This is a genomic window from Streptomyces sp. NPDC051218 (genome assembly GCF_044455475.1).
GTDB lineage: Bacteria > Actinomycetota > Actinomycetes > Streptomycetales > Streptomycetaceae > Streptomyces.
In genome coordinates, this window is sequence record NZ_JBITEU010000019.1 from 1 (window position 1) to 26,027 (window position 26,027).

The 26,027-nt window shown below is 69.9% G+C and carries 23 protein-coding genes and 1 pseudogene; 18 read left to right on the forward strand and 6 right to left on the reverse strand.

The genetic code is table 11. From position 1 onward, the window contains the following. Positions 1-138: 138 nt before the first annotated feature. From ACIBCK_RS38030 to ACIBCK_RS38070, 9 genes are all read left to right on the forward strand, one after another. Positions 139-783: an HAD family hydrolase gene (locus ACIBCK_RS38030; RefSeq protein WP_399397814.1), complete on the forward strand. Its 645-nt coding sequence runs from the start codon at positions 139-141 to the stop codon at positions 781-783. 169 nt (positions 784-952) lie between these two features. Continuing rightward, on the forward strand, positions 953-1,648 hold the full coding sequence (locus tag ACIBCK_RS38035) for a VC0807 family protein (RefSeq protein ID WP_399397815.1): 696 nt from the start codon (positions 953-955) through the stop codon (positions 1,646-1,648). Positions 1,649-1,742: 94 nt separating this feature from the next. Beyond that, on the forward strand, positions 1,743-2,978 hold the full coding sequence (locus tag ACIBCK_RS38040) for an MFS transporter (protein ID WP_399397816.1): 1,236 nt from the start codon (positions 1,743-1,745) through the stop codon (positions 2,976-2,978). After that, positions 2,929-4,104, forward strand: a complete 1,176-nt coding sequence (locus tag ACIBCK_RS38045) for an acetoin utilization protein AcuC (RefSeq protein ID WP_399397817.1) — start codon at positions 2,929-2,931, stop codon at positions 4,102-4,104. The genes ACIBCK_RS38040 and ACIBCK_RS38045 overlap by 50 nt, the downstream gene beginning before the upstream one ends. A gap of 251 nt (positions 4,105-4,355) precedes the next feature. Further along, complete coding sequence (locus ACIBCK_RS38050) at positions 4,356-5,171, forward strand: phosphatase (RefSeq protein ID WP_399397818.1); 816 nt, start codon at positions 4,356-4,358, stop codon at positions 5,169-5,171. A gap of 132 nt (positions 5,172-5,303) precedes the next feature. Next, the gene (locus ACIBCK_RS38055; protein WP_157869005.1) at positions 5,304-5,513 is read left to right on the forward strand and encodes a helix-turn-helix domain-containing protein; all 210 of its coding nucleotides are present in this window, start codon (positions 5,304-5,306) and stop codon (positions 5,511-5,513) included. A 126-nt stretch (positions 5,514-5,639) separates the two neighbouring features. Continuing rightward, positions 5,640-5,738 carry a 30S ribosomal protein bS22 gene (locus ACIBCK_RS38060; protein WP_003948845.1) on the forward strand — a complete coding sequence of 33 codons (99 nt, stop codon included), beginning with the start codon at positions 5,640-5,642 and terminating at the stop codon, positions 5,736-5,738. Between the two features lie 280 nt (positions 5,739-6,018). Continuing rightward, the gene (locus tag ACIBCK_RS38065; protein ID WP_399397888.1) at positions 6,019-7,065 is read left to right on the forward strand and encodes an NAD-dependent epimerase/dehydratase family protein; all 1,047 of its coding nucleotides are present in this window, start codon (positions 6,019-6,021) and stop codon (positions 7,063-7,065) included. 14 nt (positions 7,066-7,079) lie between these two features. After that, positions 7,080-8,171: a lysophospholipid acyltransferase family protein gene (locus ACIBCK_RS38070; RefSeq protein WP_399397819.1), complete on the forward strand. Its 1,092-nt coding sequence runs from the start codon at positions 7,080-7,082 to the stop codon at positions 8,169-8,171. Positions 8,172-8,271: 100 nt separating this feature from the next. Here the strand turns inward: ACIBCK_RS38070 and ACIBCK_RS38075 are convergent, their stop codons facing one another. From ACIBCK_RS38075 to ACIBCK_RS38085, 3 genes are all read right to left on the reverse strand, one after another. Continuing rightward, entirely contained in the window at positions 8,272-9,513 is a 1,242-nt protein-coding gene (locus ACIBCK_RS38075; protein ID WP_399397820.1) for a DUF5667 domain-containing protein, read from the reverse strand. 267 nt (positions 9,514-9,780) lie between these two features. Further along, positions 9,781-10,572 (reverse strand): ECF subfamily RNA polymerase sigma factor, BldN family, encoded by a 792-nt coding sequence (locus ACIBCK_RS38080; protein WP_393472577.1) that lies wholly within the window; start codon positions 10,570-10,572, stop codon positions 9,781-9,783. A gap of 301 nt (positions 10,573-10,873) precedes the next feature. Next, positions 10,874-11,827, reverse strand: a complete 954-nt coding sequence (locus ACIBCK_RS38085; RefSeq protein WP_399397821.1) for an HAD family hydrolase — start codon at positions 11,825-11,827, stop codon at positions 10,874-10,876. 124 nt (positions 11,828-11,951) lie between these two features. Between ACIBCK_RS38085 and ACIBCK_RS38090 the strand changes: the two genes are divergently transcribed. The 7 genes from ACIBCK_RS38090 (at position 11,952) to ACIBCK_RS38120 (ending at position 19,851) form a co-directional block, all read left to right on the forward strand. Further along, positions 11,952-12,230: a glutaredoxin family protein gene (locus ACIBCK_RS38090; protein WP_399397822.1), complete on the forward strand. Its 279-nt coding sequence runs from the start codon at positions 11,952-11,954 to the stop codon at positions 12,228-12,230. A gap of 305 nt (positions 12,231-12,535) precedes the next feature. Next, positions 12,536-13,291: a redox-sensing transcriptional repressor Rex gene (locus ACIBCK_RS38095; RefSeq protein ID WP_399397823.1), complete on the forward strand. Its 756-nt coding sequence runs from the start codon at positions 12,536-12,538 to the stop codon at positions 13,289-13,291. Continuing rightward, positions 13,288-15,024, forward strand: coding sequence for a glutamyl-tRNA reductase (locus tag ACIBCK_RS38100; RefSeq protein WP_399397825.1), 1,737 nt, complete (start codon positions 13,288-13,290; stop codon positions 15,022-15,024). The genes ACIBCK_RS38095 and ACIBCK_RS38100 overlap by 4 nt, the downstream gene beginning before the upstream one ends. Next, positions 15,021-15,980, forward strand: coding sequence for a hydroxymethylbilane synthase (hemC, locus tag ACIBCK_RS38105; protein ID WP_399397826.1), 960 nt, complete (start codon positions 15,021-15,023; stop codon positions 15,978-15,980). Before ACIBCK_RS38100 ends, hemC begins: the two co-directional genes overlap by 4 nt. Further along, positions 15,977-17,635: a uroporphyrinogen-III synthase gene (locus ACIBCK_RS38110; RefSeq protein WP_399397828.1), complete on the forward strand. Its 1,659-nt coding sequence runs from the start codon at positions 15,977-15,979 to the stop codon at positions 17,633-17,635. The genes hemC and ACIBCK_RS38110 overlap by 4 nt, the downstream gene beginning before the upstream one ends. A gap of 144 nt (positions 17,636-17,779) precedes the next feature. After that, complete coding sequence (gene hemB, locus ACIBCK_RS38115) at positions 17,780-18,769, forward strand: porphobilinogen synthase (protein WP_399397829.1); 990 nt, start codon at positions 17,780-17,782, stop codon at positions 18,767-18,769. A gap of 104 nt (positions 18,770-18,873) precedes the next feature. Further along, positions 18,874-19,851, forward strand: a complete 978-nt coding sequence (locus ACIBCK_RS38120; RefSeq protein WP_399397831.1) for a zinc-binding dehydrogenase — start codon at positions 18,874-18,876, stop codon at positions 19,849-19,851. Positions 19,852-19,903: 52 nt separating this feature from the next. Here ACIBCK_RS38120 and ACIBCK_RS38125 read toward each other — a convergent pair. Both ACIBCK_RS38125 and ACIBCK_RS38130 read right to left on the reverse strand, forming a co-directional pair. Further along, positions 19,904-20,761: pseudogene (locus tag ACIBCK_RS38125) on the reverse strand (NAD(P)-dependent oxidoreductase); the annotation flags it as partial. Positions 20,762-20,790: 29 nt separating this feature from the next. Then, positions 20,791-21,321: a DUF4232 domain-containing protein gene (locus ACIBCK_RS38130; RefSeq protein ID WP_399397833.1), complete on the reverse strand. Its 531-nt coding sequence runs from the start codon at positions 21,319-21,321 to the stop codon at positions 20,791-20,793. Positions 21,322-21,524: 203 nt separating this feature from the next. Here ACIBCK_RS38130 and ACIBCK_RS38135 point away from each other — a divergent pair, with 203 nt between their 5' ends. Together ACIBCK_RS38135 and ACIBCK_RS38140 are read left to right on the forward strand one after the other, a co-directional pair. After that, positions 21,525-22,901, forward strand: coding sequence for a helix-turn-helix domain-containing protein (locus tag ACIBCK_RS38135; protein WP_399397835.1), 1,377 nt, complete (start codon positions 21,525-21,527; stop codon positions 22,899-22,901). Between the two features lie 125 nt (positions 22,902-23,026). Next, on the forward strand, positions 23,027-24,235 hold the full coding sequence (locus tag ACIBCK_RS38140) for a PLP-dependent aminotransferase family protein (protein WP_399397837.1): 1,209 nt from the start codon (positions 23,027-23,029) through the stop codon (positions 24,233-24,235). A 16-nt stretch (positions 24,236-24,251) separates the two neighbouring features. Here the strand turns inward: ACIBCK_RS38140 and argS are convergent, their stop codons facing one another. After that, a complete protein-coding gene (argS, locus tag ACIBCK_RS38145) occupies positions 24,252-26,021 on the reverse strand; it encodes an arginine--tRNA ligase (protein WP_399397839.1) in 1,770 nt (589 codons plus the stop codon). Positions 26,022-26,027: the final 6 nt, after the last annotated feature.

Below are 26,027 nucleotides of genomic sequence, written 5' to 3' on the forward strand. Positions count from 1 at the left end.
TACTGCAGGGGGGACCCTGTGGGAGAGTAGGACGCCGCCGAACTATTATTGACGGGAAACCCCCGCACCCTCTGGGTGCGGGGGTTTTCTGCGTTCCAGGGCCCGTCGAGGGCTCTTTTCTGCGTTTAGGGTCGAGTTATGCGATACGACTTGGTCATCTTCGACAATGACGGCGTTCTCGTGGACAGCGAGCCGCTCTCCAACTCCATCCTCGCCGCCTATCTGACCGAGCTCGGGCATCCCACCACGTACGAGGACTCCCTGCGTGACTACATGGGGGCCGCCGTCCATCGCGTACACGATCTTGTTCTTGAGCGCAGTGGGCAGCGGCTGCCCGAGGACTTTGACGTGACCTTTCACGGTCGGGTCTTTTCCGCGTTCGAGCGGGAGTTGCAGCCCGTGCCAGGGGCCGTCGACGTACTGGAGAAGCTGGTGGCTGACGGAGTGCCGTACTGCCTTGCTTCCTCCGGTAGTCATGAGCGGATTCGCGTCGGGCATCGGCGGACCGGGCTCGACCGGTGGTTCGACGACGAGCGGATCTTCAGTTCCGAGGACGTGGGGCGGGGGAAGCCGGCGCCGGATCTCTTCCTGTACGCCGCCGAGCGCATGGGAGTGGCGCCCGAGAGGTGTGTGGTGGTGGAGGACAGTCCGTTGGGGGTGAGGGCCGCTGTGGTGGCAGGGATGGATGTGTACGGCTTCACGGCCATGACTCCGGCCGAGCGGCTCTCGGGCGCCACTGAACTCTTCGGGGACATGGGGGAGTTGGCTGACCTGCTCGTATGACGCGGGCCGGGGGAGTGGCCTGACATTTGTCATTGCCAGGTCCGGACGATCGTTTCTGTCGGCCGGTGGGCGGTCGCGGCGACGCTGAGTACATCGAGAACGAACCGACGCACCCAGTGCCGAGGCCAGTGACAGTGACAGTGCCAGTGACGACGGAGGACCGATCCCCATGAGCCAGCTCGCCACCCCGGCCGCAGACACAGCAGTCGGCGCTTCTGTCCGGCAGCCCCGTTGGGAGTCGTTGAAGCCGCTCGTCCTGGACGCGGTGGTGCCCACAGCCTCGTACTACCTGCTCAGCAAGGGCTTTGGGATGGGCACGATGGCCGCGCTCGCCTGGAGCAGCGTGGTGCCCGCCGGGCGGACGCTGTGGAGCGTGGTCAAGGAGCGGCGGGTCAACGGCCTGGCGGCGCTCATTCTGGCCGCCAACATCGTCGGGCTGCTGCTCAGCCTGCTGGCCGGCGACCCGCGCCTGATGCTCGCCAAGGACAGTGGGATCACCGCGATGGTCGGACTCGCCGTGCTGGTGTCCGTGGCCGCGGGGCGGCCGTTGATGACCGTGGGGCTCAAGCCCTGGGTCACGAAGGGGAATCCGGTGCGGGCCACTGTGTGGGAGCGGCTGATCGCCGAGCGGGGACGGTTCGCGCGGATGGAGCGGACGTTCTCGGTGATGTGGGGCGTGGCACTGTTCGGCGAGGCCGCGGTGCGGGTCGTGGGGGCCTATACGTTGCCGGTCGACACCATGGTGTGGCTCGGCGGTGCGATCGCGGCGGTCACCATCACGGCGACGGTCGTGGTGAGCGGTGCGCTCGTCGTCGACCCGATGGAGAAGAAGGTGACCGAGGAGGTCGCCGCTCTCGGGATGTGAGGCGCGGTGAGGCGTGATGTGGCGCGGTGTGGCCGGGAATTGGTTGAGTGATCTATCTACCCACTGGTAGTCAGGGGTCCTACGCTCAGCAGCCATGACAGATGAGCTGCGGCGCGGCAGGGCCTCTTTGGCGTTCAGCTTCCTGGTGCAGGGCGTCACCTTCGCGCTCCTTGTGACGCGGATCCCCGCCATTCAGGATCGGTACGGGATATCCGACGGCCTGCTGCCGGTGTTTCTGGCCGCTGTGCCGATCCTCGCCGGCGTCGGGAGCGTCGGCACGGAATGGCTGGTCAAGAGGGTGCCGCCGAGCCGTGTGCTGCGGTGGTCGCAGCCTGTGGTGCTCCTCGCGCTGCTCGGGGTCGGCGCGGGTGACGCCCTGTGGCAAGCGGCCGTGGCGCTGGGGGCGTTCGGGCTCGCGGTGGGCGCGCTCGACGCGTCCATGAACATGCTCGGGGTGAGTCTGCAGCGGGCGTACGGGCGCAGCATCATGCTGGGGTTTCACGCGGCGTACAGCCTGGGCGGGATCGCGGGGGCGTCGATCGCGTGGGCCGGGGCGCACTGGGATCTTTCGCTCTTCCTGTCGTATCTGCCGGTGGTCGTGGTGCTGTTGCCTGCGGCCTTGGTGGGGAGCCTGTGGTACGTCGATGCCGGTAGCGTCGTTGAGGACGGTGGCGCCGGTGCGGACGGGGGCGCCGGCGCGGGGAAGGGCGGGCCCGTCGTCTTCAAGCTGCTCCTGCCGCTCTGCCTGGTGATGACCTTCGCGTACATCGGGGATTCGACCGTCTCCAACTGGAGCGCGAAGTATCTGCAGGACGTCCTTGGGAGTTCGGAGGAGGTCTCTACCGTCCCCTACAACGTCTACATGGTCATGACCCTGCTCGGGCGGGCGCTTGGGGACCTGGGGGTGCGGCGGTTCGGGGCCGTGGCGGTGGTGCGGGCCGGGTCGGTGGTGGGCGCCATCGGGTTCGCCGTCGTGGCGGTGGCTCCCGGTGCGTGGACCGGGATTCTGGGCTTCACCGTGCTGGGGATCGGCCTGTGTGTGATCGTTCCGCAGACCTTCGCCGCGGCGGGGCGGCTCTTCCCGGGGGCCTCGGATGCCGCCGTCGCGCGGCTCAACATCTTCAACTACGTCGGATTCCTGATCGGTTCACCGCTGGTGGGTGCGCTCGGGGATGCTTGGAACTACCGCGGGGCGATGCTCGTTCCCATGGTGTTGGTGCTCGTGACCTTGTTGTACGCCCGCTCTTTCGCCCCAGGAGCGGACCGATACGGTGACGGGCATGAGCGGCCACGCACAGCTGATGTGGGACGAGGCAGTAACGGGCTATGACTTCGGTCCTGAGCACCCCATGGACCCGGTCCGGCTCGCGCTGACCAGAAGCCTGGTCGGTGCCTTCGGGCTCGACCGTGAGCTGGAGGTGGTCGCGGCCAAGCGTGCCGGTGACTCGACGCTGCGGCTCGTGCATCGCGGGGACTATGTGGAGGCGGTCAAGGCCGCGTCCGCCGATCCGTCGTCGGCGGACGGCAGTTACGGCCTCGGCACCCCGGACGACCCCGCCTTCGCGGGGATGCACGACGCGTCGGCGCTGATCGCCGGGCAGTCGGTGGGTGCGGCCGAGGCGGTCTGGCGTGGGGAAGCGCTGCACGCGGTGAACTTCGCGGGCGGGCTGCATCATGCGATGCCGGGGTCCGCCTCGGGTTTCTGTATCTACAACGACGCCTCGTTGGCCATCGCGCGGCTCCTCGAACTGGGCGCCGAGCGGGTCGCGTACGTGGATGTGGACGTGCACCACGGGGACGGGGTGCAGGCGTCCTTCTGGGACGATCCGCGGGTTCTGACGATCTCGATGCACGAGCATCCGCGAACGCTGTTTCCGCAGACCGGGTGGCCCGAGGAGACGGGGGCGGCCTCCATGGCGGAGGGGTCGGCCGTCAATGTCGCGCTGCCCGCGGGGACGGGGGACGCGGGGTGGGTGCGGGCCTTTCATGCGGTGGTGCCCGAGCTGCTCGCCGACTTCCGGCCCCAGGTCCTTGTCACGCAGCATGGCGCTGACACGCACTTCGAGGATCCCCTCGCGCATCTTGCCGTTTCGCTTGATGCTCAGCGGGCCGTGCAGGTCGCTTGCCATGAGTTGGCGCATTCGTACGCCGATGGGCGCTGGGTCGCGCTGGGTGGGGGCGGGTACGCCGTGGTGGATGTGGTGCCGCGGTCCTGGACGCATCTGACCGCGATCGCCGCGGGGCGGGAGATTTCACCCTCCGCGGAGATCCCCGAGGCCTGGCGGCAGGAAGTCTTCGCTCGCACCCGGCAGTTGGCGCCTGCGCGGATGACGGATGGGCGGTGGCCTGTCTCCTGGGCGGAGTGGGAGGACGGGTACGACCCTGCGGATCGGCTTGATCAGGCGGTGCTTGCTGCTCGCCGCTCGGCGTTTCCGCTGCGGGGGTTGTTGCCGTAGGGGCTGCACTGGTTCGGGCTGGCCCTGCGGGGCTTTCCCCAAGCCCGCCCCTTCCCGAAACCATGGGGCTCCGCCCCCTGGACCCCCGAAAAGATGGCCTCAAACGCCGGCTGGGCTGGGTGGGGTGGACTCAAACGCCGGCCGGGCTGGGTATCCCGGTCCCGGCCTGGATTATCGGCCTGTTAGCCCAACTGTGGGGGATATCCGCAGTTTTGGGGGCGCCAGGCGGTTCCCTGCGACACGCTCACAGCGTGTTGAGCACCGGAGCGTTACGTGCGCATCTGTTGGCTGCCCGGCTGGCCGGGCCCGTGGCCACCACGCGGGAAGAGAGCCTGCGGAGCTATCGGCTCTTCGCGGCCCGGGACCCGCGGATACTGCTCGGTCTCGATCCCGAGTGGAATTGGGGGCCCGGTGACCTGCTCGGGCTCATGGCCGACAAGTGCGGGGTGTCCGCGGACCCGCGGCACACCTCGGGGGTCGATGTCATCGACCCGGAGCGGACGTTGGCCGCGCTCGACGCCTTCGCCGAGCGGCTCGCGGAAGCGGCACGAAGGCGGCATCCCGTGCTCTTCGGGACAGGACATCCGCACCGTCTCCTCGGTTTCTACGCCGCCCTGGCGGACGCTTTGTCGGCGGCCGGGTGCACCGTTCTCACCCCTGCGGAGGGCAACAGTGTCGACATAACGACCCGGTTCGGTCTACGCACGTACAACCTTGACTACGTACAAGGAGTCGCGCTGGTGCGGGAACCCGGCGCGCGTCCCACCGGGAGTGAGACCGGCGCACATACCCACTCCCCGCTCCCGGTTCGAGCCGCTCTCGCGGCTGCCGCGGAGGCCGAGGGACCGCTTCCCGAGCTTGTCATCGGGGACCACGGATGGGTCTGCGGGGCAGGTCAGCTGGGGTTTGAGGCGATCGGTCTGGCGGATACGGATGATCCCGCGCTGTTCGTCGGAGAGGCCGAGGGGCAGGTGTCCGTCGTCGTTCCGCTTGATGACGCTGTGCGGTCTGATTACTACCGACCGCTTACTCGCTATGTACTCAATCGAGCGTGTCTGTCACAGTAGGCGGCCGATCGCTACTCCTCTTCCCCACTCGCATCATCCGCCCCTAGTCTGGGGAGTGAGCGCGCAGCGACGAAGCGTCACCGGAAGGGGAAGCCGGTGCCCGTCATGTGCGGAAGGTTCAGGTGGGGTGTCATGGCTGCAGACCAGAGGCCGCTGAACGAGGTTCAGTTCTTGACCGTGGCGGAAGTCGCCTCGGTGATGCGAGTGTCCAAGATGACCGTGTACCGCTTGGTGCACAGCGGTCATCTGCCCGCCATCCGGGTCGGAAGGTCCTTCCGGGTCCCGGAGCAGGCGGTTCACGAGTACCTCCGCGAATCCTATGTAGGAGTCGAGGCGGGCTGACCGGAGCCGGTCGATCCCCCTCGATTACGTCCCTCACCCGGGGACGGGTAGGCTAGGGCCGACGTAGGTCGTGTGGGCCCAGTCAGCTGCCCCGCACCGAGTGATGAGAAGTGAGCGAGGGTAGTCGTGGGCTCTGTTATCAAGAAGCGGCGTAAGCGGATGGCCAAGAAGAAGCACCGCAAGCTGCTGAAGCGCACTCGCGTTCAGCGTCGCAACAAGAAGTAAGCGACAGCTGTTCAGCGCGTACCGAAGCCCTCCCGTCATCCGGCGGGAGGGCTTCGGCGTTTTCGGGGTACCCGCCGGGATGTTCGCGAAGTGCTCGCAGGGTTGTCCTGATTGTCCTGGGCGTCTTCCGTAGGGTCTGGTCCGTGCGCTTGGATGTGGACGTCGTCACTTCCTGCAGCAGGCGGTCATCACAGCGCAACATCCACCCACTAGCGTGTGGCAGGAGAGAGATGATGGGGCGCGGCAGGACTTCGAGGGCTGGGGAAGGCAGGCGCTGATCTTGGGCAAGGTCGTGCTCGTGACCGGGGTGGCCCGACCACTCGGCGGACGGTTCGTCCGACGTGTGCTCCGGGACCCTGAGGTGGACCGGGTGGTCGCCGTGGACGCGGTCCCTCCCGAGCACCATCTGGGCGGCGCCGACTTCGTCCAGGCCGACATACGGCAGCCCGCGATCGCCAAGGTGCTCGCCGAGTTCTCCGTCGACACGGTCGTGCACATGGACGTCACGGGCACCGCGTTGGCCGGCGGGAACCGCGGTTCGCTCAAGGAGACCAACGTCATCGGCACCATGCAGCTGCTCGGTGCCTGCCAGAAGTCGCCGACGGTCAAGCGGCTCGTGGTGAAGTCGAGCACCAACGTGTACGGCTCCGCGCCGCGCGACCCCGCGGTCTTCACCGAGACGACGCCGCCGAAGTCGCTGCCGAGCGGCGGCTTCGCCAAGGACACGGTCGAAGTCGAGGGGTACGTACGCGGCTTCGCGCGCCGCCGCCCGGACGTCGCGGTCTGCGTGCTGCGGTTCGCGAACATCCTGGGGCCCGCGGCGGACTTCCCGCTCGCCGAGTACTTCTCGCTGCCGGTCCTGCCGACCGTCTTCGGCTATGACCCGCGGCTGCAGTTCGTGCACGAGGACGACGCGATCGAGGTCCTGCACATCGGGGCGCGCGAACCGGAGCGCGGGACGCTCAACAGCGGCACGTTCAACATCGCCGGTGACGGCCTGCTGCTCCTGTCGCAGTGCGCACGGCGCCTCGGGCGTCCGACGCTGCCGGTGTTCATGCCCGCGGTCACCTGGGTCGGCACGGCGCTGCGCACGCTGGGCGTGACGGACTTCTCACCCGAGCAGATCAGGCTGCTCACCCACGGCCGGGTCGTGGCCACCCGGCAGATGCGCGAGACACTGGGCTTCAGCCCCAAGTACACGACCGCGGAGACCTTCGCGGATTTCGTACGCAGTCGGGGTCCGGGGCTGCTGCCGCCGCAGGCCGTCGCGGGGGCCATCGACCGGATTGCCACGCTGCCCTTCGCGGGCAACCAGAGCGCCAACTGAGGAGAGCGTCAACGATGGCGGACGCCAAGGTCATTCCGTTCGACGACGACCGGTCGCGCGCGGGTGCGCAGCGCCCGACGCGGCGCAGGGGCGCGGGCACGGCCCGGCGCAAGAACGATCCGGCAGCCGTGCGTGAGGTCACGGCCATGCCCGGCCAGCAGGACGGGGAGCCGCAGGTGGAGCGGGCCGAGCCGAAGCCTGCGCGCCAGGAGGCCATCGGGGCGGAGCCCGGCGCCGGCGGCGGGCCCGAGCAGCGGGGCGGTGGCGGTGGCCTGGAGCGGCGCATCGCGGGCGGCCTCGCGTTCCTGCGCCGGCGGCTCACGGGCGAGTACGAGGTCGACGACTTCGGTTACGACGAGGAGCTGACCGACCAGGTCCTGATGTCCCTGGTGCGGCCGCTGTACGAGAAGTACTTCCGCGTCGAGGTGAAGGGCATCGAGAACATCCCGTCGGACGGCGGGGCGCTGATCGTCGCGAACCACTCGGGGACGCTCCCGCTCGACGGCCTGATGATGCAGGTCGCCGTGCACGACAACCACCCCGACGGGCGGCATCTGCGGCTGCTCGCGGCGGACCTCGTCTTCATGCTGCCGGTGGTCAACGAACTGGCGCGCAAGGCGGGGCACACGCTGGCGTGCGCCGAGGACGCCGAGCGGCTGCTCGAGCGGGGCGAGCTGGTCGGGGTGATGCCGGAGGGCTTCAAGGGCATCGGGAAGCCGTTCAGCGAGCGCTACAAGCTGCAGCGGTTCGGGCGGGGCGGTTTCGTCTCCACCGCGCTGCGGGCCGGAACCCCGATCGTTCCCTGCTCGATCGTGGGGGCGGAGGAGATCTACCCGATGATCGGCAACGCGAAGACGCTGGCGCGGGTGCTCGGCTTCCCCTACTTCCCGATCACGCCCACGTTCCCCTGGCTCGGGCCGCTGGGCGCCGTGCCGTTGCCGACGAAGTGGACGATCCAGTTCGGGGAGCCGATTCCCACGGACGGGTATCCGCCGGAGGCGGCGGAGGACCCGATGCTGATGTTCAACCTGACCGACCAGGTCAGGGAGCAGATCCAGCACACGCTGTACAAGCTGCTCGTGCAGCGGCGGTCGGTCTTCTTCTGAGACCCGAGTGTCTTCTTCCGAGACATGGGTGCCTTCTGAGACATGGGTGAGGGGCCGGACCTCGTAGGTCCGGCCCCTCACCCATGTCGCGTCGCCGCTGCTACTTCACGTCCTCTTCGTCGATCCCCAGACCCGGCAGCAGGCCGGGCAGGATCGGCGGGACCGTGACGTCAGGCTTGGCCGACGGGGACTCCTTGGCGGACGACTTGCCGTCCGCCGGGCTGCTCGGAGTCGTGTCGGACTTCGGCGGGTCGAGGAGACCGCCCGTGTTGCCGCCGAGGAGTCCGTCGTCCTTGCTGCCGCCGTCCGATGTGGACGGGCGGGGCCTGCTGTTGTCGGAGCTCGAACCCTCCCGCGGGGACGAGTCCGGGGCGGAGGGGCTGTCCGGGGTCGTGGAGCCGGACGAGTCGCCCTGGCTCGGCTGCCCGGGAGCGTCGCTCTTGTCCGGTGTGCGCGGGAGGAGCGAGCGGAGGGGCTCCACCTCCTGGTCCATCGCGTCGAAGACCGAACTCACCTGCTCGCCCACGTCACCGAGCTGGACGGGCAGCCTGCTCTGCAGGTCGCTCCAGCTCCTGCGGTGCGACTCGGTGAAGGCGGACAGGGTCTGGATGTGGCCGATCGAGCCGTCCCTCTCGTACGCCTGGTGGAGCAGGCGGTGGCCCTCCGTGGCGTCGTGCCGCATGCCGGAGAGGGCTCGCCTGATCTCACCGAGCGATTCGTGGTCGAGGTCGCCGCTGCGGCCTCGCTCCATCAGCCGGCGGGCTTCGTTCAGGCGCGTCGAGGCGTGGTCGAGATAGACCCCGCCTTTGTCGCTGTCGCCGTCGGCCATGCCGAGCTTGAGATCTTCCATGCCGCGCTTCAGGCCGTACAGCGAATCGCCCGGCAGTGCGTCGGAGCTGGCCGCGGCCACCCCGCTGAACGCGCCGGCGGCCACGCCGACGGTGAGACCGCCCGCGGCGATGCCTTGCGAAAGCCGGGAGCGCGGCTTCAGTTTGCGCAGCCCCGTGGCCCGGTGGGCACCCTTGCGGGACCGCTGTTCGGGCACCGAGGTGCCGATCGTCCCACCGCCCGCGGCCGTGCCCTCAAGGAGCATGGCCTCCATGGCAGCTACGAGCTGGGCCCGCTGGACCACTTTCACCTCGGGATCCAGCTCCGGCTTCGGCAGCTCGCCGAGGCCGTTCGCCAGGGTCAACATCCTGTCCGGTGCCGTCTGTTCGGACGGCACGGGATCGGGCGTGACGGAACCTTCGGACTGCTCGGCCGCCGGGCCCTGGTCGGATTGCTCCTCCAGGGCCTGGGCGAAGGCGTTCGCCCGCCGGTGTGCCGATACGTTCGCGATCACTGGCGGCACCTCCTCTCGTCATGACGGTCGACTCCCCAGGGGGTCCTGAGGGTTGCCCGACCTGAGCACTTCCACACGAAAGAGTGAGCGGAGGTAGTCAGAGGGCGACCACAGGGAGCCTGCATCCCGCACAACGAGCGTCGCGGCACTTGGGTTACGGACGGAGGATGATCGGACCGCCCTAATTCCGTCACGGCCATCTGGCCGCCACGGAGCGTGAGTTGGACGCTCCGCACGGTCACAGAGGGCCGCGGACGGCGTGCGGCGCTAGCGCACGTCGTCGGGCAGCAGCCGGGCCAGCGTGCGGACGGCGCGGTACTGGAGGGTCTTGATCGCGCCCTCGTTCTTGCCCATGACCCGGGCGGTCTCGGCGACCGAGAGGCCTTGCAGGAAGCGCAGGGTCACGCACTCCTGCTGCTGGGGGTTGAGGCGGCGCACGGCGTCCAGCAGTGCGGCGTTGGAGAGGGACTCCAGGACGGAGTCCTCGGGGCTGCGCTCGACCTCATTGGCGTCGAGCATTTCGCCCGTGGTCACTTCGAGGCGGAAACGGCTCGATTTGAAGTGGTCGGCGACCAGGTTGCGAGCGATGGTGACGAGCCAGGCGCCGAAGTCGCGGCCCTGCCAGGTGAAGGTACTGATGCGGCGCAGGGCGCGCAGAAAGGTCTCGCTGGTGAGGTCCTCGGCGGTCGCCTTGCCGCCGACGCGGTAGTAGATGTAGCGGTAGACCGTGTCGCTGTACTGGTCGTAGAGACGGCCGAAGGCGTCGGACTCGCCCGCCTGGGCGCGTTCGACGAGGTCCATCATGCGGGCGCTGTCGCTGTCCGCGGCGGGACGGCGGTGGGTGGGGGTTGAGGTGGCGGCAGAGGCGGAACGGGCCCGTCTGCTGACCGCCGCGCCGCTGTCCGCCAGGGCATAGACGGGCCCGGCGGGTGTGGGGACGGCAAATGCGGGGACGGCGGGGCCGGCGTACGCGGTGGGGACGAAGCCGCGCAAGCGGTCGGCGACCGTTGCGCGCAGCGTAGCCAGGCCCGAGGCGTCAACCCCGACGTGTGGGTACACGGGACTCCCAGAGGCAGAGCTTCCATCACGTGCAGTGCGGAACCGTTCACCCGTCGTAGCGACGTGTGGGGTCCGTAATGCGTCTGAGGAGAATAACGCTTCGTACAGGCGGCACTACACCCAGTTGCTCAAATCACCGATTACGTCGCTTCTGTAACCGGTCTATGTCCGTTCAAGTAGCGCAGAGTGACCGCTTGTTGATCGATATGGGTCACATTCCGTCTCAGCACGGGGCGTGTTGTGGCCGAGTGCTACCAACGTGACTGGCGAGGGGCCGGGCGGGGTAGGACCGAGAGAATGTTCAGTGGCGGCGGCGGTGCAGGGCGATGGCCGCGGCCGTGCCGCCCGCGATGGCGCCGACGCCCGCGGCGGCCGGGATGCCGACCTTCGCGGCCTTGCGGCCGGTGCGGTAGTCACGCAGCCGCCAGTCCCGCTCGCGCGCGTGCTTGCGCAGTTTGGCGTCGGGATTGATCGCATACGGATGCCCGACGAGAGAGAGCATCGGGATGTCGTTGTGCGAATCGCTGTACGCGGCGCAGCGGGCCAGGTCCAGGCCCTCCGCCGACGCGAGCGCGCGCACCGCCTCGGCCTTCGCCGGGCCGTGCAGGGGCTCACCGACGAGCTTTCCCGTATAGACGCCGTCCACGGACTCGGCGACCGTGCCGAGCGCGCCGGTCAGGCCGAGGCGGCGGGCGATGATCGTCGCCGTCTCCACCGGGGCGGCCGTGACCAGCCAGACCTTCTGGCCCGCGTCCAGGTGGGCCTGGGCCAGGGCGCGGGTGCCTGGCCAGATGCGCTCGGCCATGTACTCGTCGTAGATCTCCTCGCCGATGGACATCAGCTCGGCGACCCGGTGGCCCTTGACGATGGACAGGGCGCTGTCGCGGGCATCCTGCATGTGCTCGGGGTCCTCGACGCCCGCGAGCCTGAACCACGCCTGCTGCCAGGCGAATCGGGCCAGCTCCTGGCGCTCGAAGAACTTCCGCTTGTAGAGGCCGCGGCCGAAGTGGAAGATCGCGGCGCCCTGCATCACGGTGTTGTCGAGGTCGAAGAAGGCGGCGGCCTTGTCGTCGCCGAAGACCGGGAACTCCGGCTCCTCGGGCTCCTGGGGCCCCGCGTCGAGGACCGCGGCCTCGTCGAGGGCCTCCAGCTCCTGGGACGTCTTGCGCGCTGCCTCAGCCGAGGCCTCGCCTGCCAGCACGCTTCGCGCAGTGGCGGAGCGCCTACGGGGGGTGAGCCATCCGAGAGCGGCCATGTCGTGAGCATAGCTAGTTCGTTCGGTCGTTCCGGAGTCGGCAGGATTCGGCGCTGTGAACTCTGCGCGACCGCACCGTAAAAGAGGCGCCCGCGCGGCGCGTCGGCGGGGCGAGAATGGTGTCATGAGCCCGATTTTTCGCCGTACGGAGAAGAAGAAGCCCCAGGACCGGACGGTCACCTTGATCGGAAAGCCCGGCTGCCATCTGTGCGATGAAGCACAGCTGGTGATCGAGAAGGTCTGCGGCGAGCTGGGAGTCGTATGGGAGAAGAAGGACATCACGCAGGACGAAGAGCTCAACCGGGCCTACTGGGAGCAGATCCCGGTGGTTCTGGTCGACGGGGAACAGCACACCTTCTGGCGCGTGAACGAGGACCGACTGCGCCGCGAGCTCGCTCCGTAGTCCGAATCGTCACTGACCGACGAGTCCAAACGGCCGGAATGGTCCCTTAGGATCGTGGGCGGTTTTGGTCTCGGGGGCGATGATCGTGAGGAGAGTGTGCGGTTTTGCCCCCATCAATTGAGCACCGCGGCCTCATGTGCGCCGGTTCCAGGAACACGCGCCCGGGGCGCGTGACCCCGGTCACGTTGGCCGGGCAAATCGGACACCATCTTTGTGCACGCGTTCACAAAGACATAGCCTGCATTCGACGGGGCGGTCTGGGGACGTGTGACCGCCTGCAGCCCCGCTCTACCCGCAGGAGCACCGTGGCAACTGGCCGAACTCACCGACCGGCGACCCGCAGCCGAGGGATTCCCGAGGCCACCGTCGCCAGGCTTCCGCTGTACCTCCGAGCCCTCACCGCTCTGTCGGAGCGCTCGGTGCCCACGGTCTCCTCCGAGGAGCTCGCGGCCGCCGCGGGGGTCAACTCCGCGAAGCTGCGCAAGGACTTCTCCTACCTCGGTTCCTACGGGACACGCGGTGTGGGTTACGACGTCGAGTACCTCGTCTACCAGATCTCACGCGAGCTCGGTCTGACCCAGGACTGGCCCGTCGTGATCGTCGGTATCGGTAACCTCGGTGCGGCCCTTGCCAATTACGGCGGGTTCGCCTCGCGCGGCTTCCGTGTCGCCGCGTTGATCGACGCCGACCCGGCCATGGCGGGCACGCCCGTCGCGGGGATGCCGGTGCAGCACACGGACGAGCTCGAGAAGATCATCAGCGACAACGGCGTCTCCATCGGCGTCATCTCCACCCCGGCGGGCGCCGCCCAGCAGGTCTGCGAGCGGCTCGTCGCCGCCGGTGTGACCTCGATCCTGAACTTCGCGCCCACCGTTCTCTCCGTGCCCGATGGCGTCGACGTACGCAAGGTGGACCTCTCCATCGAGCTGCAGATCCTCGCCTTCCACGAGCAGCGCAAGGCCGGCGAGGAAGCCGCGGCCGACGGCGTCGTGCCGCCCGCCGCCGCCAAGCAGCAGCGCAAAGGACCCGACGGGGACGTCCCCGCCGTGATGCCGGCATGAGTCTCCTCGTCGTCGGCCTGAGCCACCGCAGCGCTCCGGTGAGCGTCCTGGAGCGGGCCGCGCTCACCGCGGACGCGCAGGCCAAGCTCCTGCAGGACGCGCTGGCCGCCGAGCCCGCCGCCGAAGCGGCCGTGCTCGCCACCTGCAACCGCATCGAGCTCTACGCCGACGTGGACAAGTTCCACGCGGGTGTCGCCGAGCTGTCCACGCTGCTCGCCCAGCACAGCGGCGTGGGCCTCGAAGAGCTCACCCCTTATCTCTACGTCCACTACGAGGACCGAGCCGTCCACCACCTGTTCTCGGTGGCCTGCGGCCTGGACTCGATGGTCGTCGGCGAGGGGCAGATCCTCGGCCAGATCAAGGACGCCCTCGCGCGCTCCCAGGAGTTGCACACCGCGGGGCGCCTTCTCAACGACCTCTTCCAGCAGGCCCTGCGGGTCGGCAAGCGCGCGCACTCGGAGACCGGCATCGACCGGGCCGGGCAGTCGCTCGTGACCTTCGGCCTCGAACAGCTCGCCGGGCGCGAGCCCGTCGAGACCTGGGCCAAGGGCAAGCGCGCCCTCGTCATCGGCGCGGGATCCATGTCCTCGCTCGCCGCGGCGACGCTCGCGCGCGCCGGGGTCCACGAGGTCGTCGTCGCCAACCGCACCCTGGACCGGGCGCACCGCCTGGCGGAGATCCTCGCCGAGGGCGGCACGGGCACCATCGCGCGCGCCGTGCCGATGGACGAGGTGGCGGCCGAACTGACACGTGCAGATGTCGCCGTCTCCTGCACCGGCGCCACGGGTCTCGTACTGACCGCGGAGGCCGTCGCCGCCGGAGTCTCCGACCGCACCGGCACGCCCGCCGTCGTCGGTGCGCCGCGCGCGGCCGGCGGCGCGAGCACGGCCACCCCCGCCCCGCGCGCCTCCGCCGAGGTCCCCGCCGACCCCGACGAGGCCTGCCCGCTCGGGCTCTCCGGTGACGGAACCGTCGGCCGCGGCGTCGGGTTCTCCGTCATGGGCGAGGAAGCCGTCGCCGGGATGGACGCCGCGACCCTGGAGCAGCACGCGGCCTGGGTGGACAACGCACCCGCCGAGCGCCGCGACGACCCGCAGCGCGAGGCCGACACCATCACCGCGCTCGCCGCGGCCGTGACTGCCACCGGGCGCGTGCCCGAGAACCGGCGCCGCCCCTCGATCGTCGAGACCGGCAACGTCCTGCTCGCCCTGCTCGACCTGGCCATGCCCCGCGACATCGACGGCGCCGCGCACCGCATCGACGGCGTACGCCTCGTCGACATCGAGTCGCTCGCCGAGGCATCCGCCGACGCCCCCATGGCCGACGACGTGGAGCGCGTGCGCGCGATCGTCTCCGACGAGGTCGCCGCCTTCGGCGCCGCGCAGCGGGCCGCGCACATCACGCCGACCGTGGTCGCCCTGCGCACCATGGCCGCCGAGGTCGTCGCGAACGAGATCGCGCGGCTCGACGGGCGGCTCCCCGGACTTCCGGAGAAGGAGCGCGCGGAGATCACCCAGACCGTCCGCCGCGTCGTCGACAAGCTGCTCCACGCACCCACCGTGCGCGTCAAGCAGCTGGCGAGCGAGCCCGGCGGCGCCGGGTACGCCGACGCGCTGCGCACCCTCTTCGACCTCGACCCGCAGACGGTCGCCGCCGTCAGCAGGGCCGACAAGGTCAACGAACCCACCGAACAGAACGCAACGCAAACAGATCCGAATCGAGGCCGGGCATGACCGAGAGGGCACTGAGGCTCGGGACACGGCGCAGCAAGCTGGCCATGGCCCAGTCCGGGCAAGTGGCCGAAACAGTGAGCCAGTTGACCGGCCGCCCCGTAGAGCTCGTGGAGATCACGACGTACGGCGATACGTCCCGTGAGCAGCTCGCACAGATCGGCGGCACCGGCGTCTTCGTGACCGCCCTGCGCGACGCGCTGCTCGCCGGCGAGGTCGACTTCGCCGTCCACTCGCTGAAGGACCTGCCGACCGCGCAGCCCGACGACCTGGCCCTGGCCGCGGTCCCGCTGCGCGAGGACCCCCGCGACGTGCTCATCGCACGCGACGGGCTGACCTTCCCCGAGCTGCCGAGCGGCGCGCGCGTCGGTACCGGCTCGCCCCGCCGCATGGCGCAGCTCAACGCCTACGCCCGCAGCCACGGACTCGCCATAGAGACCGTGCCGATCCGCGGCAACATCGACACCCGCATCGGGTTCGTGCACAAGGGTGAGCTCGACGCCGTCGTCCTCGCCGCCGCCGGGCTCCACCGCGTCGGCAGGATCGACGAGGTGACCGACTTCCTGTCGGTCGACACAGTTCTGCCCGCCCCCGGCCAGGGGGCACTGGCGATCGAATGTGCCGCGTCCAACGCGTCACTGACCGCCGCGCTCGCCGAGCTCGACGACCCGTACACCCGGGCCGCCGTGACCGCCGAGCGATCCCTGCTCGCCGCCCTGGAAGCCGGTTGCAGCGCACCTGTGGGTGCGTTGGCCGACTTGCTGGCCGACGGGCAGATTGTCAAGGAAATGCGCCTGCGCGGCGTCGTCGGGGCAACCGACGGCTCGACGCTGGTGCAGCTGTCCACCACCGGTCCCGTGCCTGAGACGCATGACCAAGCCATGGCGCTCGGCCGCGAACTCGCTGCCGAGATGCTTGCCAAGGGCGCGGCCGGTCTGATGGGGGAGCGAGCACTTTGAGCCCCACCTCGAACCTTCCCGGCCTTCCCGCACACGGGCACGTCACCTTCCTGGGTGCCGGACCCGGAGATCCGGGACTACTTACGCTGCGCGCCGTCGAGGCGCTGGCCCGAGCGGACGTACTGATCGCCGAGCCTGATGTGCTCGACGTCGTATCCGCGCATGCCAGGGGAGGTGTGGACACACCTCAGCCAGGGGCAGTTGACGACGCGTCAGCGATCGCCGAAGCCTCGTCATTGCGAGCCGCCACCAATCTTGTCATGGAGGCAGCGAGGGGCGGCAAGCGGGTCGTGCGTGCCGTCAGCGGCGACGTCGGCCTCGACACCTACGCCGCCGAGGAGATGCTGGCCTGCGCCGCCGAGGGCATCTCCTTCGAAGTCGTGCCCGGCATCGCGGCGGCGGTCGGTGTACCCGCCTACGCGGGTGTTCCGCTGCGCGACGCCCAGGGCACGGACGTGCGTTTCGTCGACGCGCGCACCGCGTCCGACCGCTGCTGGAGCGAGGTGGGGGCATCCGACGGGACCTTGGTCGTGTCGACGTCCCTGGACTCCGTGGCAGCGGCCGCCGGTGAACTCGTCTCGGCCGGCCGCAAGCCGGACACCCCGATGACCGTCACCGTCGCCGGCACGACGACGCGGCAGCGCACCTGGCAGGCGACCCTGGGCACCATCGCCCAGGTGCTCAAGCAGGCGAAGGTGCTGCCCTCGCCCGACGGAGGCCAGCCCGTCATAGCCGTGGTCGGTGAGCGGTCCGCCGCCGCCCAGCGCGACCAGCTGTCGTGGTTCGAGTCGAAGCCGCTCTTCGGCTGGCGTGTGCTCGTACCGCGTACGAAGGAGCAGGCGGCCTCGCTCTCCGACCAGCTGCGGTCCTACGGCGCGGTGCCGCACGAGGTGCCGACCATCGCCGTCGAGCCGCCGCGTACGCCCCAGCAGATGGAGCGCGCGGTCAAGGGCCTGGTCACGGGCCGCTACGAGTGGATCGCCTTCACCTCGGTCAACGCCGTCAAGGCGGTGCGCGAGAAGTTCGAGGAGTACGGGCTCGACGCGCGCGCCTTCGCCGGGATCAAGGTCGCGGCGGTCGGCGAGCAGACCGCGGCGGCGCTGATCGCCTTCGGCGTGAAGCCCGACCTGGTGCCCAGCGGTGAGCAGTCGGCCGCCGGTCTCCTGGAGGACTGGCCGCCGTACGACCCGGTCTTCGACCCGATCGACCGTGTCTTCCTGCCGCGGGCCGACATCGCCACGGAGACGCTGGTCGCCGGGCTCATCGACCTCGGGTGGGAGGTCGACGACGTCACCGCCTACCGGACGGTGCGCGCGTCGCCGCCCCCGGCGGATACGCGTGAGGCGATCAAGGGCGGCGGCTTCGACGCCGTGCTCTTCACGTCCTCGTCGACCGTGCGGAACCTCGTCGGCATCGCGGGCAAGCCGCACAACGTGACCGTCATCGCGTGTATCGGCCCCGCCACCGCCAAGACCGCGGAGGAGCACGGGCTCCGGGTGGACGTGATGGCTCCGGAGCCTTCGGTCCACAAGCTGGCGGAGGCACTCGCGGAGTTCGGGACGCGGCGCCGGATGGCCGCGCTGGACGCGGGGGACCCCGTCACCCGGCCCAGCGAGCGGCGGCCCGGGTCCCGTAGGCGGCGTGCGGCACCGTAGCCTTCGGCGCGGGGCGGGATGCGGCGTACCGTAACCACCGGCTTCGCCGAGTTCGTCCTCAATCGCCGGACGGGCTAGTTGCTTCCCTGGCCCCGGCTGAGATCCTCAGCCGGGGCCGCAGTCTTTCGTGAGGTGAAGAGAACAGTGACCAAGTACGGATCGTTCCCCGGGGCCCGCCCCCGCCGCCTGCGCACCACGCCCGCCATGCGGCGCATGGTCGCGCAGACGCGGCTGCACCCGGCCGACCTGATCCTGCCCGCGTTCGTACGCGAGGGCATCAGCACCCCCGTGGAGATCGGCGCCATGCCCGGCGTCGTCCAGCACACCCGCGACAGCCTCAAGAAGGCCGCCGTCGAGGCGATGGAGGCCGGGGTCTCCGGGATCATGCTCTTCGGGGTGCCGGAGGAGGAGAAGAAGGACGCCGCCGGAACGGTCGGCACCGACCCGGACGGGATTCTCCAGGTCGCCCTGCGTGACGTGCGCGCCGAGGTCGGCGACGACCTCATCGTCATGTCCGACCTGTGCCTCGACGAGTTCACCGACCACGGTCACTGTGGTGTTCTCGACGCCGAGGGACGCGTGGACAACGACGCCACCCTTGAGCGGTACGCGGAGATGGCGCAGGTCCAGGCGGACGCGGGAGCCCACGTCGTAGGTCCCAGCGGCATGATGGACGGTCAGGTCGGCGTCGTCCGCGATGCGTTGGACCAGGTCGGGCACGAGGACGTCTCCATCCTCGCCTACACCGTCAAGTACTCGTCCGCCTTCTTCGGCCCCTTCCGTGAGGCCGTCGGCTCGTCCCTGAAGGGCGACCGCAAGACCTACCAGCAGGACCCGGCCAACGCCCGCGAGTCCCTGCGTGAGCTTGCGCTCGACCTCGAAGAGGGCGCCGACATGGTGATGGTGAAGCCCGCGGGCCCCTACCTGGACATCCTCTCCAAGGTCGCCGACGCGGTCGACGTACCGGTCGCCGCGTACCAGATCTCCGGTGAGTACTCGATGATCGAGGCGGCGGCCGAGCGCGGCTGGATCGACCGGGACCAGGCGATCATGGAGTCGCTCACCGGCATCAAGCGCGCGGGCGCGAACATGATCCTCACGTACTGGGCGACCGAGGTGGCGCGGCAGCTCTGAGGGCTGCGCGCATGGCCGGGCTTGACCTCAAGTTTGATTGAGGTTGCAGGGTGGTGTGTATCGGCGTTCCGAACGACGGGCCGTCGACGTTCTGAGGAGGACGTATGCGCGCCGTGGTCCTGCATGAGTTCGGTCCCGCCGAGAACCTGACGTACGAGACCTTGCCCGACCCCGTCGCGGGGCCGGGCCAGGTGCGGATCGCCGTACGCGCGGCGGGAGTTCACTTCGTCGAGACCGTCATGCGGCGCGGCGACGCCAGTGACATGGCACCGCCGCTGCCCGAACTCCCCGCCGTCTTCGGCGGGGAGGCCGCCGGAGTCGTCGACGCGGTGGGCCCCGGCGTGGACCCTGCATGGCTCGGCCGGCCCGTCGTGACCCCGCGCAGTGAACCCGGCGGGTACGCCGAACTGGCGGTGGCCGACCTCGCGCGGCTGCACGAGGTGCCGGACGGGCTCGGGTTCGAGGCCGCCGTCACGATGGTGATGACGGGGTCGACGGCCATGGGATTGCTGGACGTCGCGCAACTCACCGCGGACGACGTGGTGTTGGTGACGTCCGCAGCCGGTGGCGTAGGTCGGCTCGTGGTGCAGTACGCGCTGTCCGTGGGCGCGGTCGTGATCGGCGCCGCGGGTGGGGCCGACAAGGTGGAGGCCGTCTGGGCACTCGGTGCCGATCTCGCCGTCGACTACAACCGGCCCGGCTGGGCGGACCTCGTGCGTGAGCGCCTCGACGGACGTGAGGTCAGCGTCGTACTCGACGGGGTGGGCGGGGAGAAGTCCGCTGCCGCGTTCGGGCTCATCGGTGCGGGCGGGCGGTACGTGGTCATCGGGTGGTCCTCGCAGGAAGGGTTCGAACCGGACCCGGGTGTCGTGGAGGAGCGAGGCATCACCGTCACCAACGCGCTGATGCGGCTGCTGGCCAGGCCCGAGGACGGCCCCGATCAGGAGCGGCGCGCCCTGGAGGCCGCGGCCAAGGGGCAGTTGGTGCCTGCGGTGCAGACGTTCCCGCTCGCTGAGGCGGCTCGGGCCCACGCGGCCATGGAGCGGCGGGAGACGACCGGGAAGGTCGTGCTGGTTCCGTAGTTCCGTAGGCGGAGTCGGCGCCGTGGCCCTGCTGGACCGCGCGGTCCAGGAGGCCCTGGAAGGGCTCGAAGAGGTCGGTCCGCAGGCCCTGCTCGGCGTACGCCTGAAGGAAGTTGGGGAACACCTCGCGGTTCATGGCGAGGTCGGACACGTCGGTGAGGTGCTGGTCGGTGTCGACCGCCTCGGCCGTCTCCGTCACGGTCCCGTGCGTCATCGCCAGGACGAAGTCCCCGAGCAGCGGCGAGAACTCCCGGGCCTGGACGCCCTCGCTGCCGATCAGCGCGAAGGCCTGCGCGACGCCCGCCACCATGCCGTACATGCCGGTGAGCAGGGAGAGGTCGTAGAGGGCGGCGAGTCCCGGGTCCTTGCCGACCCACTTGGTCTCGGCCAGCACGGTCAGCGTTTCGCGGTGCGTCTCGAAGGCCGCCTCGTCGGTGCCGCTGTAGAGGATGTACGCGGCGGGCGTCGCGATCATCTGGGGGACGGCCATGATGCCGCCGTCGATGTACGTGATGCCGTGCCCCGCGGCCCACTCCGCCAACTCCCTTGCCTGGGCGGGCGTTCCGTTCGTGAGGTTCACGACCGTACGCCCGGCGAGGGACTCCGCCTCCGGGGTGAGGAGGGCGCGGACGTCCGCGTTGGTGGTGAGGCAGACGATGGTCAGGGGGCTCGCGACGACCGCCTCCGTGGCCGTGGCCGCGGGGTTGGCGCCCTGGGCGACCAGGGGCCCGGTCTTGGAGGCGGTGCGATTCCAGACCGTGGTCGGGTGACCGGCTTTGACCAGGGCGGAGGCGAGGGCGGTGCCCATGAGGCCCAGGCCCAGGACGGTTACGGGGGTTGGAGGTGGGGGCGGCGTTGGGCATGCGGTACTTACCCGTTGGTGAGGGTGGGTGGCTGATGGAGGGGCCATCAGCCACCCACCCGCAGGTACGGCAGTCGTCACCACAACAGGGCGTCCGAAGCCGTGGTCTGCCAGTACGTGACGTAGGCCGAGCTGTCCACGTACACGCCGCCTTCCGGGAGCTTCGGCGTCGTCGGGTTGCCCACGCTGCCGTTCATCGCGCGGTTGGAGAAGTGGACGTCCAGCTTGTGGGCCTGGGAGCCCTCCGAGCCCTCGGGGGACGACGTGCCGATGGCCGCGTACGCCGACTGGCCCGGCTCGAGGGTGACGACAGCCTGGGGCTTGCTCGCGTCGAGCCACGGAGTGGCGGCCTGGCCCTCGTCGAAGCGGAGGAACGGGGCGCCGTACGCGTAACACGTCTTCGTGCCCGTGTTCTTGGCCTTCAGGAGCAGGTGGTTGATGGGGCGGTCGACCTCGGCCACGGTGACCTTGGTGGTATCGGCGGTGCAGGTGACCGGCGCCGACTTGGCGGCGGGGGTCGCGGCCGACGCGGCGCTGCCGAGTGCGGTGAGCGAGAGGGCGGCGGTGAGAGCTGCGGCGGTGGCGGCGGCCTTGGTGGTGAATCGCATGGCTGGTCTCTTTCGGTGTGACGGGAGCGACGTGAGCCGCGCCGAGGTGTCCCCGGATGCGGCGTGCTTGTATGGCCACAGCTTGTGCGGGGTTTTGTCCCAGGAGCCAGCGTGGGACGGCAGTTGGGGACGTTGGGACAGTCCTACGGCTGTGAACTGCGGAAACTCCGTTCCTTGGAACGGCCGGATGGGATGGAGAGAGCGTGGGGGCGGGCGATCTCGCGGAGTTGCTGCGGGAGCTGAAGGAGCGGTCGGGTCTCAGTTACGGGGCGCTGGCCAAGCGGTTGCATGTGTCGACGTCGACGCTGCACCGGTATGTGAACGGGTCCGCCGTGCCCACGGAGTTCGCTCCGCTGGAGCGGCTTGCCCGGGTGTGCGGGGCCTCCCGGGAGGAGATGGTCGAGGTCCATCGGCGGTGGATCCTGGCCGATGCGTCGCGCGGTGATCGTAAGGAGGAGGCATCTCCTGCTCCTGCTCCCGTCGCTGCCCCCGCCCCCGCCCCTGCTCCTGACACTCCTGACACCGTGGCCGACGAGGAGAGGGGCGAGGGCGCGGACGCGGATGAGGGCCCCGGCAGTGGCGCGCCCGGCATCGTGATCGGGCGTGCCCCCGTGGCGGCCGGGCGGCGTCTGCCCAGGGCGCGTGTCCTCGTCGCCGCCGGTGTCGTCATCGCACTCGGCGCCACCGCCTTCGCCGTACAGGCCGCTACCGGCGGCGGTGACCGTGACCATGTGTCCACCGACTCCCCGAGCGAGGAGAGCGGGAAGACGGACAAGAACCCCGACGCCAAGTCCGCGTCCCCCTCCGCGAAGGAGTCCGGGAAGAGCAAGGGCGGCAAGGAGACGGCGGGTACCGAGAAGCCCGCGCGCGGAGGCGAGCAGGGCGATGGCTCGACCCGGGCACCCAAAGGCGGTGGCAGCGGTGGCAATGAGGGTGGCACCGGGCCGGCTCCGGTGACCGTCTCCACTCAGCCCCAGTACTGGGACGCCCCCTGCGGCCACCCCTATCTCGTCGACAAGGCCCCCGGCACCCTCTCCCCGCCCCCCAACGAACAGGACGCCGCCGGCTGGGTGTCCGCGAACGGGGCGGTCTCCGCCCGGGAGCAGACCGTGAAGCTGACCGTCCAGGGCACGGGCAAGGACACCGTCGTCCTGGAGTCACTGAACGTCCGCGTCGCCGGAACCAGCGCGCCCCTCGCGTGGAACAACTACAAGATGGGATACCTCGGCGTCGGCTGCGGCGGCAGCGTGCCCCAGCACTCCTTCGACGTCAACCTGGACGCGTCGGTGCCACGCCCGGCCCCGCAGGCGGGGGAGAGCGGCTTCCCGTACAAGGTGAGCGCGAGCGACCCGGAGGCGTTCTACATCAACGCGACCGCCAACACCCGCTACGTACGGTGGTACTTGGAGCTGGAGTGGTCGAGCGGGGGCCGGCACGGGACGGTCCGCATCGACGACACGGGCAAGCCGTTCGCCACGAGCGGCGACCGGAGCCGTCCCGTCTACGGGTACTCGCTCGACGGCAAGAAGTGGATGAAGACGAACCGTGACGACGACCAAGGGGTGGACACCGGCGAGTAGTCGCCGGAGGTGGGGCGGCGGCGGTCCGTACGGCGCGGTCCGCATTCCGGAATGGCGTGTGTAGGCGGCACTTACGTGCCTAGGGTGCGAATCGAGCCGTCCGTCGTGCCGAAGGAGCCGTCGCCGTGACCGTCACCGAGCCCGCCCCCACCGCCGCACCCACCCCGCCGCTCGCCGCGCGTGCCGCCTCGGTCGGGGGCTCTCCGGTACGGGACATCCTGGCCGTGACCGCGCGGCCCGAGGTCATCAACTTCGCGGGCGGGCTCCCCGCCCCCGGCCTCTTCGACAAGCGCGGCATCGCGGCCGCGTTCCAGGCCGCGCTCACCGAACAGCCCGAGCGCGCGCTCCAGTACGCCACCACCGAGGGCGAACCCGCCCTGCGTACCGCCATCGCCGAGCGGTTCTCCGCGCGAGGGCTCGCGACCTCGGCCGACGACCTCATCGTCACCACCGGGTCCCAGCAGGCGCTGTCCCTGCTCGCCACCGCCCTCATCGAGCCCGGCGAGACCATCCTCGTCGAGAACCCCTGCTACCTCGCCGCCCTCCAGGCCTTCGGCTTCGCGGGCGCGCACGTCGTGCCCGTGCCGTGCGACGAGGCCGGGATCGACCCGGACGCCCTCGACGAACTCGTCGCCCTCCACCGGCCCAAGCTGCTCTACACCGTCCCCACCTTCCAGAACCCCACCGGCCGCACCCTGCCCGCCGGGCGCCGTGCCGCCATCGCCGACGTCGCCGCGCGGCGCGGGCTGTGGATCGTGGAGGACGACCCGTACGGGGAGCTGCGGTTCGAGGGGGAGCGCGTGCCGTGGATCGCCTCGTACCCCGGCGCCGAGGACCGCACCATCCTGCTCGGCAGCTTCTCCAAGGTCATGGCGCCCGGTATGCGCCTGGGCTGGCTGCGGGGGCCCGCGGCGCTCCTGAGGGCCTGTGTCGTCGCCAAGCAGGCCGCCGACCTGCACACCCCGACCGTCAACCAGCTCGCCGCGGCACGGTACTTGGCGGACAACGACCTGGACGCACACGTCGCGCACGTCGCAGGGAAGTACCGCGAGAACCGTGACGCGATGCTCGCCGGAATCGGGGACGCGCTGCCCGAGGGGTCCACCTGGCTCCGGCCGGAGGGCGGCATGTTCGTCTGGGCCAAGCTGCCCGACGGCTATGACACCGCGGCCCTGCTGCCCGAGGTCGTCAAGCATGACGTGGCGTACGTGCCCGGGACGCCGTTCTACGCGGGGGAGCCGGACGTCGCCACCCTGCGGATGTGCTTCGTCACGCAGTCCCCCGACGAGATCGCCGAGGGACTGCGGAGGCTCGGAAGCGCGCTTCGGGGCTAGAAAGCGCGCTTCGGGGCTAGAGGCGCTCAGGCGTCCTGATGCCGAGGAGCGCCATGCCCTGGTGCAGGGTGCGGGCGGTGATGTCGCACAGGAACAGACGGTTCTCGACCTGCGCCGGGGTCTCCGCCTTCAGGACCGGGCACTTGTCGTAGAACGTCGTGTACAGCGAGGCCAGTTGGTAGAGGTACGCGGCCAGCTTGTGCGGGGCGTACTCCCCGGCGACCTCGGCGACCGTCTCCGCGAACTGGTCGACGTGCAGACCCAACGCCCGCTCCGCGGCGGCCAGTTCGAGCTCCGGGTGCGCCTTCGGTCGGACGTCGCCCGCCTTGCGCAGGATCGACTGGATACGGGCGTACGCGTACTGGAGGTACACCGAGGTGTCGCCGTTGAGCGACACCATCTGGTCCAGGTCGAACTTGTAATCGCGCACCGCCGACGTCGACAGGTCCGCGTACTTCACCGCGCCGATGCCCACCTGGGCGCCGCGCTCGGCGATTTCCTCCTCGGAGAGGTCCTGCGCCTTCTCGCGGACGATGGCCGACGCCCGGTCGATCGCCTCGTCGAGGAGGTCGATGAGGCGTACGGTCTCGCCCTCACGCGTCTTGAACGGCTTGCCGTCCTTGCCGAGGACCGTGCCGAAGCCGAGCTGCACCGCCTTGACGTCCTCGGTCAGCCAGCCCGCCCTGCGGGCCGTCTCGAAGACCATCTTGAAGTGCAGCGACTGCCGCGCGTCCACCACGTACAGGAGCGTGTCCGCCTTGAGGTTGAAGACGCGGTCGCGGATCGCGGAGAGGTCGGTGGCCGCGTAACCGAAGCCGCCGTCGGACTTCTGCACGATCAGCGGGGACGGGTTGCCGTCCGGGCCCTTCACGTCGTCGAAGAAGACACACAGCGCGCCGTTCGACCGGACGGCGACGCCGGACTCCTCCAGCATGCGGCAGGTCTCGGCCAGCATGTCGTTGTAGCCGGACTCGCCGACGATGTCCGCGTCCTCGATCTCCACGTCCAGCTTGTTGAAGACCGAGTAGAAGTAGACCTTCGACTCGTCCACGAACCGCTGCCAGATCGCGAGGGTCTCGGGGTCGCCCGCCTGGAGGTCCACCACCCGGCGCCGGGCGCGCGTCTTGAACTCCTCGTCGGAGTCGAAGAGCACCTTCGACTCCTTGTAGACGCGGTTCAGGCCGGACATGGCCTCCTCGCCCGCCTGCTCGGTGCCGTCGGCGGCCTGGTGGCCCAGCGCGTCCGGGTGCTCGATCAGATACTGCACGAGCATGCCGAACTGGGTGCCCCAGTCGCCGATGTGGTGGCGGCTGACCACCTTCTCGCCGGTGAACTCCAGAATCCTGACGACGGAGTTGCCGATGACCGAGTTACGGAGGTGCCCGACGTGCATCTCCTTGGCCACGTTCGGCTGCGCCCAGTCGACGACCGTCGTGCCCGCCTGCTCCGCGTACGGCACGCCGAGGCGGTCGCCGTCCGCGGCGCGCGCGGCGAGATTCTCGGTGATCGCCTTGTCGGTGACCGTCACGTTCAGGAAGCCGGGGCCGGAGACCTCGACGTCCTTGAGCAGGTCAGGGGCGTCGATGGCGTCCACGACCTTCGTCGCGAGCTCGCGCGGGTTCGCCTTCGCCTTCTTGGCGAGGGCCAGGATCCCGTTGGCCTGGTAGTCGGCCCGGTCGCTTCGTCGCAGCAGCGGGTCGGCGGCGCCGGCCTCCGGCAGGGCAGCCGAGAGGGCGTCCGCGATGCGCTGGTGGACGAAGGCGGTGAGGGACGTGACCGAGGCCATGAATGG